The sequence below is a fragment of the Halomonas sp. DP3Y7-2 genome, from assembly GCF_019800795.1.
Lineage (GTDB): Bacteria > Pseudomonadota > Gammaproteobacteria > Pseudomonadales > Halomonadaceae > Halomonas > Halomonas litopenaei_A.
This window is the reverse complement of the sequence record NZ_JAHVKJ010000008.1, coordinates 388510-402431: the sequence shown is the minus strand read 5'-3', so window position 1 is coordinate 402431 and position 13922 is coordinate 388510. Positions and strand designations below refer to the sequence as shown.

Here is a 13922-nt window from a genome sequence, read left to right as displayed (position 1 = left end):
GCATTCGCGTCGACATCATCACGCGAGACCCACCCGTTGCAGGAGCCAACCGTGAAATCACAGCGCATCGCCTTTGTCATTGAAGACCTTTATGGGGGCGGTGCCCAGAAGTCCCTTCTGTACACGGCGGATCAGCTGCGCCAGCGCGGCCACGCGGTCAAGGTCTTCACGCTGCGCGACAAGGTGGAACATCGCCTGCCGCCGGGCCTCGATATCGAAAACCTGGCAGTGGTCACGCGCTTTACCAAGGCAACCTCAACTGTACTGACCGAGAAATGGCAGGCCCGCAAGATAGGCAAGGCCCTGGATGCCTGGCGACCAGAAGTCGTGATTTCCTGCTCCTGCGACAAGATCACGCGACACCTGGACCGGGACAACCTGTATTTCTGGATCAAGTCCGACGTCAGCGCCAAGTTCAGTCGGCCAGAGGCCCGAGAAAAGGCCTTCGACAAGGTGAGACGCTTCTACGGCGGTCGCAAGGTCATCGCGGTGTCCCAGGGGGTCAAGGAAAACCTGGAAAACGTCGTCGGCCTCAAGGCCGAGACCATTATCCCCATCTATAACCCCTACGAGCGCGAGCCCTTTGTCGAGATGGCGGCGGAGACGCTGACCCTACCGGCAGGCATCCGCCAGGGGGAGTACCTGCTGTCCGTGGCGGCCATCGAGCCCCGGAAACGCCAGGACAGACTGCTGCGGGCCTACCGCAAGGCACGTGATGAACACGGGCTCACCACGCCGTTGGTGCTGCTGGGCAAAGGCAAGCCGGAGAATGAGGCGGCGGTGAAGGCGCTGATCGACGAGCTATCCCTTGGTGAACACGTTCACCTACTCGGCTATACAGCAAACCCCTACCCCTTTATTCGCCACGCCCTGGCGATGGTGCTGACCTCTGACGCCGAGGGGCTGCCACGGGTGTTGATTGAAGCGCTGTTGTTGCACACGCCGGTGATCAGCGTTGACTGCCCCAGCGGCCCAAAGGAAATCCTGACCCAGGAACTCAGCGACTTTCTGATCGACCGGGATGATGAAGATGGGCTAGCCAGTGCCATGGCCCGCATGGCCTCGGCTCCCGTCACTGTCGAGCCCCGTCACTACCAGCAGTTCTTGAAGGAGAACGTGCTGCCGAAGTTCGAATCCCTGCACGTCAGCAAGCAGGCGTAACACCATGCAACTGCTGGATATTCCCTTTAACGATCGGCGCCGCCGCTACCTGATGTTTCATACCCAGGGCCTGCCCGAGCGCCTGGCACTGTCCCAGACAACCACGACGGAAGCGTTTGAGGCGGTCGGCTCCAGTCGCTTCTTCGTCTCTGAGGACGGCAGGATTCTGGCCAAGGTGGTACCGGACAAGTTCTCGAAGACGCTCGAGCCCTTCAAATGGTTGACCCGCGACTACCTCGAGAAACGCTGGCTTGCCCAGTCAGACGCGCGAAAGGAATACCTGAGCATGCGTATTCTGGACAACGCCGGGCTGACCACACCCCGCTGCCATGGATGGGGCGTCAGCCTGAACCCAGGCAATCGCAACGCTTCGCTGCTATTGATGGAACGAGTGGAAGGAGCGGTATCTGGCGGCGATGCATTCGAGGCGTTTACACCGAGTCAACGAGCTGACTTTCTGGATCGGTTCAGCCGGGAGGTGGCTCAACTGGCAGAAGCCGGTTTTGTGCACCGCGACCTGCACTTCAACAATCTGCTTATTGCCCCCTCCGGAGCACTGGTGTGGGTAGATGCCCATGTCCGCCGACTGCCACGACAAGCGCAGCGCAAATGGCGCGCCATCGCGTCCTCATTCACCGCCGGCAAGCTACGTGGAGAAGACAACAGGGCTGAAGTCGCCAGCCGTGTGGCGGATCACTTAAAGATCTTTGGGAGCGACCAAAGCCACGACAGCCCGTAGCATCTGCGGTACTACTTTTCGGTGGCTCCGCTCATTTCTTGGTTCCCTTACTTTTCCGTCCTTTACTATTGCTTGCTTTGCTATTCCTTGCTTTACGGTGCCTGCCCTACCGTCCGCTACTCTTTAAGCTTACGCCTTCTACCACCACTTCCGATGCAGCACCAGTGTCTCGCCAAACCTTCTGTGATTCACTGACGCTCACTTATCTATAAAGGCAGCGGCCACTCTCTCCGGCATAAAGTCCTGGAGCCAAGCGTCGCGGATGGCCGGCTTCGGGCTCGCCACTGCCTGGTTGATCCCCTCCGCCAGTGACGAAGCCTCTCGCTCTACCAGGCAGCTCTCAAGCTCCCCCTTGAGAATTTGCCGCACACCGCCAGGGCAATCCACTGACAGTACAGGCGTTCCACAGGCCAGTGCCTCGAAAAGCACAATACCCATACCTTCAAAGCGAGAGCTCAACACGAAGAGTCTGGCCCGATGCATCCACGGATAGGGATTCTGCTGATTACCAGCAAAGATGACTCGCTCAGCAATACCCAGTTCTTCCGCCAAGCGTTCCAACGCTTCCCGCTCCTGCCCATCGCCTACCAGCACCAGCGGCATCTGGGTTTCCGACAAGGCATAGGCACGCAGCAGCAAATCATGGCCCTTGGCGGGTACCAGCCTGGCCACATTCAGCAGGTAGGGCTGCTCAGGTATCTGCGGGTTGTGCTCGTGCATTGACCTGCGAATGGCACGAATGGGGCAAGGGTTCGGAATCACCGTCAAGGAGCGAGGCCGAAACTTCCACAGCGCTTGCGCTTCACGCAGGCTTTCGGCCACCCCTTCCGACACCGCAACGAGGTCCCGGCGGTGATACAGACAGCGTGCAAACAGCATTCTGCGCCGGCTCGTCCCCTTCAGGTGAAAGATGTTCTCCAACACGTAGCGAGCCCGCTTGTCGCTGAAGCTCCACACCAGTTCGAAGGTTCCGATGCCCCGAAACACGATGCGATCCACCTTGCCGTACTGTTTCTCGAAACGCTTCAGCCAGTGGCGAAACACAACACCACCCATGATCCCATTGCCCAGGAACAGCGCCCTGCCCAGCAACGGATTGAGAATCAAGCGAGCGATCACCTCAAGACCATAGCCAATCAGCGTCAGACGGTTCCGCTGCTGCAGTGGCAGATGGTGCACGGTGACTCCTTCGTGCTCCGGAGCCAGGGGGCGTTTCACCTTGCGAAAACTGACCAGATGGCTTTCATGGCCAGCCTCATGGAAGGCGTCTGCCAGGTTAACGGCCACCCTCTCCATACCGCCCATCTTGAGCGATCTCACTACTACCAGCGTTCTCATGAAAGGCGCCTTGTCCACCTGCCAACGAAAAGAGGCTAATGAGAACACAGATCACTATGCGTGATCGAGCCTTCCTACCGATCACTCACGGCTCGCGGTACTGCCAGCATCCGCTACACCACCGCCCTCGACCAAACGGCGACTCGCTATATGTGAATTTGCTGAAACACGCGAAGGCCTCATTCCACCGAGACGCGACCCCCTGCGGGCTTGCTAGACTTTGCTGTATGAACACTTTGTGGCGAAAGCCAACCGAAACGTCTGAGCTGGGCCGCCGCATAGGTTCTAACACAAGGAAAGCCCTACCAGGCTAGGCGGTGAAAGATGGCAAATAAAAAGCGCGTTCTACTGGTGCTGCGACGCATGGGCATCGGCGGTATCGAACAGGCCACCAAGACCCTGGCGACCGCACTGGAGAGCGCAGGACACGAGACGCACCTGCTGGTGCTGAAAGGGGCCAGCGCCCTCCCCTCGGATGCCCCCTTCCAGACCCACCACCATGACGTGGATAGAGCCAGCCGCAAGGGGTTGGGTCGACTGTGTCATCTGGCCGACAAGCTGCTACTGACCCCACTTATCAAGCAGTCGGGCTTTATCTGGCGGGGCAAGCGCTGCTCTCAGGAATTCAAGCGCTACATCGGTGCGCTGGAGAACACATATGGACACTTTGACCTGATTCTGATACGGGGTCAGGGCGCCTTCGAGAACCTATGGGCCTTTGATGATGAGCGTACCTGGCGCGTGGTAGAAGCCGTAACCGGACGCTTCCCCGCCAATGCTAAGGGGCGCTGGCTGGCACGAGCGCTCTACCAGAACAAGAAGCTGCTGTTTGTCTCCCGCGGGGTCGAGAAGGAAGTAGGTAATTACCTGGAGCGCCAGGGCGTCACACCGCTGCGTGGCGAGATTCTTTACAACGCGGTCCCTATACCCGCGATCAGGCGAATGGCCAACGCCGATAAGGATATGCACCTGCATCAACCCTATCTGCTGCACGTCGCACGCCTGGTACCGGTGAAAAACCAACAACGCCTGATCGCGGCCTTTCACCTGGCCGTGAACCAGGGCCTTGAGCACGACCTCGTCATCATTGGTGATGGTTCCGAACGCCGACACCTGGAAGCCCAGGTGATGGCGCTGGGGCTTGCCGCCAAGGTGCATTTCCTTGGCCAGAAGGACAACCCCTACCCGTGGATGAAGGATGCGACCGCCCTTGTGCTGAGTTCCAACTTTGAAGGCCTGGGCATTGTGCTGATAGAAGCCTTGGCACTGGGCACGCAATGCGTTGCCTGCGATGTGCCTGGAGGTATTGGCGAGGTACTGACCGGACCTCAGGCACGTTTGCTTGCCGCGCCGACGATCGAGGCACTGGCGGATAAGATGCGTGAGGCGGTAACGGATCCGGTAACGATCGACGACTCGATGGTAAAAGCGTTTGAAGCCCTGAGGATCATCAGCGATCTTGTAGCATTGGCCCCTGAGACAACGGACGTGCTCTATGCCCCATCAACGTGACCACCAACTCCCCCTGACACCTGACTGGGAATATACGGCCACAATCGATAGGGACGGGCACCTGACAGTAGACAGCACAGAACGACAGGCTCATCAGGGGTTACCGAGCATCGGCAGCACCACGTGGATGTTGGACGTCAGCTATCGCGCGAGTTCGCGCTGGAAGCTCCCCGCGGTAACAATCCACCAGGACGGCATCGCTCTCTTCACACAGTATCTTGAGCCTAATGAGGTAGGCAGACGCCTTATCAACCTGACAGGCATAAGCGGCCTGGAGGACATACGGCTTGATCTCTCGCACCTGCGCTTGGACACCCAAGCAAGGCTGCTAGGGTTCACGCAGCCTGATCTTGATAGTGGTCCGATCCTTATCATCGCGCCTCACCCCGATGACGCAGAGCTTGCCGCCTTCGGTCTCTACGCCAAACACCCCCAGAATACGTGGATCGTGACCCTTACCCCCGGGGAGCGGCTCAAGAAGCTCGACAAGCAGTACTGGACCAACATGGATGAAAGCCTCGAGGAAGCATCACGACGCAAGGGCTTCATCCGGACCTGGAACAGCGCTACAACGCCTCTTTTGGCAGGCGTCCCGGCTCAGCAACTGGTGATGCTTGGCTACTTCAATGACACGTTGGCTGCACTTTATGCAGACCCCGACGTGCCACAGCCTTCACACAGCGCGGGAGATGTCACACCGGACACGTTTCGCCGATGGAATCGCTTGGCACTGCCGAGCGATGGCCAAGCCACCAACACAGGGCGCTGCCTGCAGCAGGACCTAAGCGCCCTGCTCAACCAGATAAAACCCACCACCGTTATCACACCGCACCCTGAGCTAGACCCTCACACAGACCACATAGCCACCACCGAACACCTTCTTGCCGCTATGCAAGAAAGCGAGCACTCGCCAGAGACGATGTTGCTGTATGCCAACCACCTAAAGAGCACCCGAGGGTTCCCAAGAGGCCCGGCTCACGCCGCTGCCGGCGTATGGCCCACCCAGCTGGCAACATCCAGACTTGGCGAATGGCGGCTGATGAGCACACGGCTAGACCTGGAAACCCAGAAACAAAAAGCCCTGGCATTGCACTCCATGCATGATCTTGGAGGCAAGCCAGGGCTTGAAAGGCGCTGGAAACGGCGGCTAATGCGATGGCTAACCGGCGTACCTATCGAACAGTGGAAAGAGTACAGCGGTCATGACTACTTTCAGACCCACTTGAAGGCTCATGAGATCTTCTGTTCGATCCAACTGAAGTGGTGACCGTCGCGGGACCCATACCAACTCACGCGACGGCTTGCTCAGGCCGAATCTTGCTTATGTGGCAGCTCGCTTGCGTCCAAACGTAAAGACCGAGCTGCCGGTCTCAAGCTGCCAGCGCCAGATGAAGGTGACGACCACACCCATCACCACATTCTGAATGTACGAGCCTGTCCAGAAAAAACTATAGGACTCAAACAGACTCACAATAAAGTAGTAAACGAAAAACGCCCAACCAAAAACAAGCACTTCCGTAGGCATTACCCCAGCCTTCCAGGACTTGTAACTTCCGAGCCCCGTCCACCCCACGAGCACACTGATCACGGACAGGCCTAGCAGGCCATAGCTAACAAGAAAGTCCAGCAAGGTGTTGTGCAAATGTCCGTACTCATCCTTAATCTGCTGCGGAAGCCAGTCGGTATGGTCAATCACAAGCCCGCGACCTTCGCCGCCCCAACCCAGTATGGGTCGCTCCGCAAACCATTCCAATCCTGCGCGCCACGTATGCAGACGCGTGCCAATACTGCTATAAGGAACCTCTTCCCAGTTACCCTGCATAGCATGAGCCATCACGGAGTTTTCAGCTGCGAGACGTGTTTGAAGCGTGTCCTGAAATGTTATGCCAGCGATAACAGCTAAGGCAACAACACTGAAGATCGCAATAACTCCTTGGCGTCGGGCACTACGAGAAAATTTACCCCTTAACGCAGCCACCACGAAAAAACAAAATGCCAAACAAGTGACAACTACCATAGCTAGCCATACTGCACGTGTTTGAGTAACCACGACACCAAGCAAGCATATCGCAAAGGCAATGACCCAAGCCGAGCCAGTTAACCAAGCTATGCGTCCACCGGAAAAGCATAGCCTGACAAAACAAAGTAATCCGATTAATGCCACACCAAAAAACATTGCGGTATGCTGTGCATTTCTGATATCGAGATCAATCCTATGGCCCTGCACGCCCCTTACCCACTGCTCCAGCGAACCATCAAAGAAAAAACACGTCGCCAGGAAGCCTAACAAAGCAAGTGACAACGCAAGTTTGACGTTAAAATAACTGCCACCAAGCCAGAACGCCACGCCAACAAATAAAAACCATTTACCGAGACGATCAATTTCCGGGTTGCTTGGAAGCCAATCCGGGTGGTGATAGTAACCTGCTACCCAGCTTATCAACTGAGCAATTACCACTCCAAGCAGACACCAGAATACAGAACTAGACCTGAGCTCACGTCCTCTCCATAGTATGACAACCAATGCAATAACTGCGATAACAGTACCAGATTTTTGTCCAATATCTGGAGTATAAATCCGAAGAGCGGCATACGCAAAAGTCAAAAAGAGAAGTACTGCACCCAGCCAACGCGGAGAAAAACCACTACCAAACGGAGTGACAAGACTTTGCTTATTATTCATGCCCACAGAGACACTCACCTTGCGCCATTCCCAGTTACGATAGTCTTTACTGTCTTGAATAGCACCAAGACATCCAACCACAGAGAGAAGTGTTTAATGTAGTAAAAATCGTACTGTAACTTTTCAATCATTCCCTCAACTTCAGCTGCATACCCCTGCTCGACCTGGGCCCAGCCGGATATACCAGGCCTCACCACATGACGGTAACGAAAGAAAGGTACATCTCTCTCATACCACTCTGAAAGCTCCATAGACTCCGGTCGGGGCCCAATAAAACTCATCTCTCCCTTTATCACATTAAACAGCTGAGGCAGCTCATCAATACGATATTTTCTTATGACACGGCCAACCTTCGTTATTCGCGGATCGTCTTCTCCGTCAGTGAATCCCTTGCCCTTCTGATCGATGTACATACTGCGAAATTTATAAACCTTGAAAGGCTTTCCTCTATAGCCCATACGTTGTTGAAGAAAGAGTGCAGGCCCCTCGCTCTCATGACGAATACAAATCGCTGTTAGCAGCATGACCGGAGTAAGGAGTGGAAGTAGCAAAACAGCACCAAGAAGATCTACTAGCCTCTTGCAACTAGAGTAAAATGCTGAGGGCATAAGAGAGCCAAACTCATTTTCTGACAGATGATCAATTCGAACTTTACCTGACATGGACTCTTGAATCTGACGGACATGATAAACTGGAATACGACAAAGTGTGCATTCCGCCAAAAACCGTTCCCACTCAGGTCCCAGGCAATCGCTACGAAGATCAGCAACTATTGCATCATAGCGAACTCCGTCTGGCTCGGGGGAGGTTAGCTGCCGAAGCTCAACTTTGGCATACGAGACAAGCCCAATGGCGTTTCCAACCGGCACGACACCAATCTTCAATTGTCTATATCTTCTCCCTACAAAATATCCGGAAAAGAACCATAATAGACACATCAAGTAGCCGGTAAAAAGCACCTGCCTCGTATACGGTTCTCTAGTAAAAAAAAGAATTGCAACGACAACTAGGAAAGCGAGGGTCACCGTAGGTGCTACATAAGCGGCAACCCGTGCACCAGGAAATTTAGAGAAGCGCCTAAGACAAAAAACAGTAGCCACAAATGCTAGACAAATCGCAGCTATAGAGTTTAATCGATTGTCAGACAAATAGCTCCAGAACCCCCACCCCCAACGCTCAAACGATGGCAATAGCACTACGAGGGGTAAACCTACAAAAAATTGAAATGGTAGGCCTAACAACAACCTCTCGTACCAGCGAGAGTGACGACGTTCAAAGCTCAAGTTCACAAGGACCTCTATTTAAAATAACTAGCATCACATAATTAAAAGTTATCTTTTTTTACTCAAAGACGCCTTAACTGCCTTTACGATCTCATTACCGACGAAAAACCTGTCCCGCGCATAAGGACGATAACTGCTCTTAGAAGCAATTTTTATAGTATCGCCAAGCTGATTCACATCCCAAAGAACAGCGCCATAATTATTTTCTTGAATATACTTAGCCAACTCTGCTTGGTGCTTATCTGCTCGCTCTAGGTTAGGTACAACAATTATTTTCTTTCCCATCTCTAGTGTTGCGTATACAGAGCCTGCACCTGCGTGGGTCACTATTAAATCTGCCCACTCATATTGGAGTAATACATCATCGTAGAAACGCTGTACAACACAGCTATCATCTACCCCCCTCTCGCGCTGTTGGCTAGGATCTTGAATTCTAAAAGTATATTCTTCGACTCTGGCTAGGGCGAGCGCACTCGCTATTAACGATTCAAAGCTAGTTGTTCCAACAGTTACAAATATATTCATAGCCTGCCGCAGTATTTACCCTTGGGATAAAACTTATTTAAACTCAAATTCTGATAATAAAATAGATCCGAAAATCGATACATTACCTTTCCAGTAATCGATGTACTATAGAATCTAGACCACGTCTCCACATGTATAATAGTCGACTTTTGACTAAATTTCATGTACAAGGCAAATATCGCAGCTATACCAGGTCCGGTAGAGATAACACACGAGATGTTATTTTCTCTACCAACACGCACAGCATCTCGAAAAACACTGAGAGCACGAGAAAAAAGTGATAGATAGTTATTACTAGTTTTCGATCTTACTTCTACAACATTATAATGTTTAGAAGACCATTCTGGAACATACTGGTCATCCGATACGGTAAACACAACGTTGCTGTCCAAGCCTGCCTCTAGGGCTTCATAAAGCCTAAATGCCTGCGCTTTATGCCCCCCGCAGCCATATACAAGCAGTACTTTCGGGGTAGTGCTATTGGGATTCAATGTTCAATACACTCTTCATCATAATCTCAATGGAACGCGACCTAGAATAACGGCTCACAACTTTTTCTCTAGCCTTTCGCGACATCTCCCTTACTTCAATGCTATTCATGTTTTGAATATATTTGAAGCAGTAAAGCAAGTCAGCTTCGGTTGAGAAAAGCAGCCCATCAATTCTATCATCAATAATATTTCTAAACGCGGGAATGTCTCTACAGATAGGTATACAACCAGTGGCCATAGCTTCCAAAACCACAAGGCCAAGACTCTCACTTATTGACGATTGAATAACAAAATCATTGTCCTTGAATAGTTTCTCTATTTCTTTGTGCGCTACGGAATCGCTTATTGAATAGGAACAATTTTCAGCTGATGACAAAACGTCTACAACTTTCTCTTTCAATGTGCCAGAACCGACAAATGAAAAACAAAAATTCTCAAGTTGCCGAGAGTTATTACTTACACATTTAGCAACTTGCAAAGGATCCTTTACCTTCTCCATACGAGCTGCGTACACCACCCTAATCTTCCTCTCCGAAAGATCGTGACGCTTCACGTAGCGAAATTTTTCAGTGCAAACACCGCCAGAGTAATTTACGATAACTTTTAACCTCGGCGTATTATACTTACTACAAACCAGCTCTTTAAAATGCTCACTAGGCACAACAACTACATGCGATTTTTTAATCGCTATATGATTAATTATTTTTTTAATTTTAAAAAAGAAAGTAGATCGTCCAGGCTGATTAAAAGCGTCGCCGCCGTGAAAGTTGATGACCACTCTACTTTTTATAAAAAAAATAGAAATAAGTACAGGGATAAAAGTATGGGAGGGAAAGTGAATATAAATGACATCCCACTTCTTCCTTACAACAGCTTTAATAATATTAACATAAAACTTAAAATATTGACCTATTTTATCTCTGGTTGTTTTTTTTTTACTATCTATAACTACTCTCTCTACATGAGCTACGGTCGATAAAATGTCATCTGTTTCCTTAACAAATGTCCCAAAGCTTGGGAACTTTATTGATGGATACATATTACTTATGTGTAGGCAGTTCATCGGCCACCTCTAGAATAATTCTTCCTTCTTGGGTTGAAGCGTGTGTTAAGTCTGCCAAGGAAGTTCATAAGAGGGATCAAAACTCTCGGAGTTTTAGATGAATACCCTCCCTCAGAATTCAGTTCTACTATAGCTTCATCATCAATGTCCGACCAAACTTTTTTAAAAGTTTTAAACTCTAATGCATCCGTCATTTTCTGATTGAAAAAATAGTTTAATGAGGACTTAGAACAAAAAGCTGGTACAACATTAAAAAAAAGGCTGTTCATAACAATACCGCCAGTAGAAATGTATCGTCCTCCTCGTCCATAAAAAAACTCATAAAAAGTTACTTTAGTATACGGGTCCTCATCACACAATATATCTGTCTTCTTTTTATAATCCTCCCAAAGCATGTCAAAGTCTTTTTCTCCAAGCTCTCTATATCTAGAGCGCAGAACATACCTATCGGATATATTTAAATAATCGTAAAACTTTGGGAAAATTTTCAAAAATTCTCCTAAAGTGCCTTTAAAGTTGTTATATGTTCCTCGCTGAAGCACATCTCCTAAATAACCATCCAGGCTGAAAACACTGGATTTAAATTCATTCTTTACTTTTCGGTAGTTGCACAAAAATCGTGCATTAGGATTCAATACTGAACCTTTAAACAGAGCACAACAAACTTCATCATCAATGTCATTTACAAATTCATCCGTAAACGAAAATGAAAAATGAGGCTTTTCTTTATTGTTGCTAATTTTTTCAGCTACAATTACATCTTGACTATGCTTGGGGCCCCAAGTATAAAAGGCACTAGGATCAAATCGATGTGCTATTAAGCGAGAATCAAATCCCGCAGACAATGCACATACATCAGGCTTTAGAGGTCGATTAACTTTCTTAAAACTATCGAAAAAATCTTCGTGTCTCACACCGCCAAACACGTAATCATGAAATGTCTTAGAGTTGTCTACTTTTTTTACTACCTGTCGCTTAATCACCAAATGCTCAAATGGGAGAATCTTCTTTACTTGTTTGTCAATAGTATTATCCCCAAAGAGATGCCCCTTCTTAACCAAAATCTCAGTTAAACATGTATCTTCAGAGGAAATAATTTCACCGCATTCGGGTGTAACTACTAGTTCAGATTTTTCTTGAGTCCAGTAATGGGGTAATAAACTTGCCGGGTCTTGAAAGATAGTAAACTCATCAGACGTTGCTGTGGAGTCGAAAAAAATTGCGGTAAAGATACCGGCCTGTATCTTACTCTGTGCATTTTCGAGGCCGTTTAAAATAATTTCGTCATGCAGTAAATTTATATCATTTAGCTTGTCATCTAATATAAACCAACCAGATAACAAAAGTGATTTTCCATTTTTCTCGATAACTGGAACATCGCCCCAGATTGAAGAGTCATACGCATAATATACAGACTGTCCACCTACGATATCTTCATTTATCGTTTTATATGCGGATATGACTTTAGCAAAAGCACTACTCGGTTTCCTATTAACAAACAGAAAAGACATTATATAACCTCTAGAGACCTACCCAAATATTTGTAGCGCCAAATGTAGCCAACTAATATGGTAGAATAGCAAGCAATTGAGCCGAGCGTTCCCAGTACATCGCGAAGAAGCAAAATAACAAGGAAGCTAACTGCAAAAAAAGCTAAGAGCTTAAAATTAGTTTGCATTACTGTGCTTTCATTTCCAGAAATTGCAACAATGCTTATGTCAAAGAAGCTTAACGCGCCAAAAAAAGATTGTAAAAGAAGCAAAAATGAAAGTATAACCACTACAGTGCTTGGCGCTTTCAGACTACTGTCTATCATTGATAAGCCCAAACTGAATAGAATGGCCAAAGTTAAAAAAAATAAGTAATATCCAATTATTAACTTAGAGTAATGACGCCGATGCATAACCACATCTTGGCCATCTTCAATGACTATTCCTCCGAGCTTTTTGTTAAACACTGCACGCGGGAATACTATTAACATGGACGCTAAAACTGCTGTGACAGTTAAAAAATCTATCTCTGCGTTACTAAGCCCATATGCTTTTGTCATAATAGGCATTATAAATGGCATGGCTGTCGTCGACAGATTAGATACAGCAACATAGCAAAATGATTTAACATCGGAGGAGCTTACACTCTTTACTTCTGTATTGATATAGCCCGCCAAAATCCAACAAAACACAATTGTTGCAGCAACACTTGCCAAAGATGCATCACTGATTGCCCCAATAACACAAAAAAATACGGCAAATAACATCGCAATATCTAAAAAAAACAACCTTCGAGTCTTTCTTAATACAATTTGTGACTGCCGCACTATCAAGTGAAGTGCATAAATTATGAGCAAACAACCGGTCAATACTATTGAGCCTACATTGTTCAACATATATATAGCAGTGCTAATCCCTACTACAAATTGTATTAAACAAACGGATAAAATAAAACTTAAACTTGTTGACTTTCTCTTTAATTGATCTCTGGAAATAATTTGAATTGTGGAAGACGCAAATATTATATTATATACACTTACTAGACTTACTATCAATCCTACTTCGAGATTCACACTGGTGCTAAAAAAACCGATAGCAAGCACCAATAGCCTACTACCACCCTGTGCTGCCGCTGAAAAAATCCATACAAACCACTCTAAGAGATGTCGACGCATCTATTTGACTCGCTTTATATAAAGCTCAACTGTAAGGTGAAGGCCACTGCCTTTTGAATTACTCGCTAGCATGATTTAATTATCTTCAAAGAAGACACCTGGGGGAACACGGAGGACCCAATATTGAAAATGCGTGCAGAGCTTGCATAAAGATCCAAAGTCAGCATAAAACTACCAATATCCGTAGAGAAGCTAGGCGTGGTCTACATCCAGATCTATGCGCTAAACAATCCGGTGCCAGCTCAACAAAAGCAACTGCTGATGAGATCCCCCGCAGACAGAGATAGCTTAGTAAGACTGCTTGGTGACACTCTGCAATCTCTAACGGTGCCTATCCTCCCTGCCGTATTCACCTAATACTGAGCCTGCAGAGCTTTTGAAGCAGGCCTTAGAGTGGCTTCCTGCCTAAGGCTATCTTAACTTAGATTGCGTGTTGCGCCAAAGCCGCATACACAGCAAAGC

Annotated in this window: 12 protein-coding genes; 4 read left to right on the top strand and 8 right to left on the bottom strand. The window is 48.8% G+C overall.

Annotated features, from left to right (window positions below; translation table 11 throughout):
• The first annotated feature begins 51 nt into the window (after positions 1–51).
• Entirely contained in the window at positions 52–1161 is a 1110-nt protein-coding gene (locus KUV45_RS20400; RefSeq protein ID WP_222163134.1) for a glycosyltransferase, read from the top strand.
• A gap of 4 nt (positions 1162–1165) precedes the next feature.
• Positions 1166–1900: a lipopolysaccharide kinase InaA family protein gene (locus tag KUV45_RS11550; protein ID WP_222163133.1), complete on the top strand. Its 735-nt coding sequence runs from the start codon at positions 1166–1168 to the stop codon at positions 1898–1900.
• A gap of 198 nt (positions 1901–2098) precedes the next feature.
• On the opposite strand, the gene KUV45_RS11545 is transcribed toward KUV45_RS11550, so the two are convergent.
• A complete protein-coding gene (locus KUV45_RS11545) occupies positions 2099–3238 on the bottom strand; it encodes a glycosyltransferase (protein WP_222163132.1) in 1140 nt (379 codons plus the stop codon).
• A 324-nt stretch (positions 3239–3562) separates the two neighbouring features.
• Here KUV45_RS11545 and KUV45_RS11540 point away from each other — a divergent pair, with 324 nt between their 5' ends.
• On the top strand, positions 3563–4750 hold the full coding sequence (locus KUV45_RS11540) for a glycosyltransferase (protein WP_222163131.1): 1188 nt from the start codon (positions 3563–3565) through the stop codon (positions 4748–4750).
• On the top strand, positions 4734–6017 hold the full coding sequence (locus KUV45_RS11535; RefSeq protein WP_308126707.1) for a PIG-L family deacetylase: 1284 nt from the start codon (positions 4734–4736) through the stop codon (positions 6015–6017). The genes KUV45_RS11540 and KUV45_RS11535 overlap by 17 nt, the downstream gene beginning before the upstream one ends.
• A gap of 54 nt (positions 6018–6071) precedes the next feature.
• On the opposite strand, the gene KUV45_RS11530 is transcribed toward KUV45_RS11535, so the two are convergent.
• From KUV45_RS11530 to KUV45_RS11500, 7 genes are all read right to left on the bottom strand, one after another.
• Complete coding sequence (locus KUV45_RS11530; RefSeq protein WP_222163129.1) at positions 6072–7433, bottom strand: O-antigen ligase; 1362 nt, start codon at positions 7431–7433, stop codon at positions 6072–6074.
• Positions 7434–7447: 14 nt separating this feature from the next.
• Positions 7448–8581 carry an exopolysaccharide biosynthesis polyprenyl glycosylphosphotransferase gene (locus KUV45_RS11525; RefSeq protein WP_261315928.1) on the bottom strand — a complete coding sequence of 378 codons (1134 nt, stop codon included), beginning with the start codon at positions 8579–8581 and terminating at the stop codon, positions 7448–7450.
• Positions 8582–8764: 183 nt separating this feature from the next.
• The gene (gene pssE / locus KUV45_RS11520; protein WP_222163128.1) at positions 8765–9241 is read right to left on the bottom strand and encodes a PssE/Cps14G family polysaccharide biosynthesis glycosyltransferase; all 477 of its coding nucleotides are present in this window, start codon (positions 9239–9241) and stop codon (positions 8765–8767) included.
• Complete coding sequence (gene pssD, locus KUV45_RS20460) at positions 9238–9732, bottom strand: PssD/Cps14F family polysaccharide biosynthesis glycosyltransferase (RefSeq protein WP_222163127.1); 495 nt, start codon at positions 9730–9732, stop codon at positions 9238–9240. Before pssD ends, pssE begins: the two co-directional genes overlap by 4 nt.
• Entirely contained in the window at positions 9719–10795 is a 1077-nt protein-coding gene (locus tag KUV45_RS11510; protein WP_222163126.1) for a glycosyltransferase family 4 protein, read from the bottom strand. The genes pssD and KUV45_RS11510 overlap by 14 nt, the downstream gene beginning before the upstream one ends.
• Positions 10792–12306 carry a hypothetical protein gene (locus KUV45_RS11505; protein ID WP_222163125.1) on the bottom strand — a complete coding sequence of 505 codons (1515 nt, stop codon included), beginning with the start codon at positions 12304–12306 and terminating at the stop codon, positions 10792–10794. Before KUV45_RS11505 ends, KUV45_RS11510 begins: the two co-directional genes overlap by 4 nt.
• A complete protein-coding gene (locus KUV45_RS11500; RefSeq protein WP_222163124.1) occupies positions 12306–13460 on the bottom strand; it encodes a hypothetical protein in 1155 nt (384 codons plus the stop codon). Before KUV45_RS11500 ends, KUV45_RS11505 begins: the two co-directional genes overlap by 1 nt.
• Positions 13461–13922 lie beyond the last annotated feature (462 nt).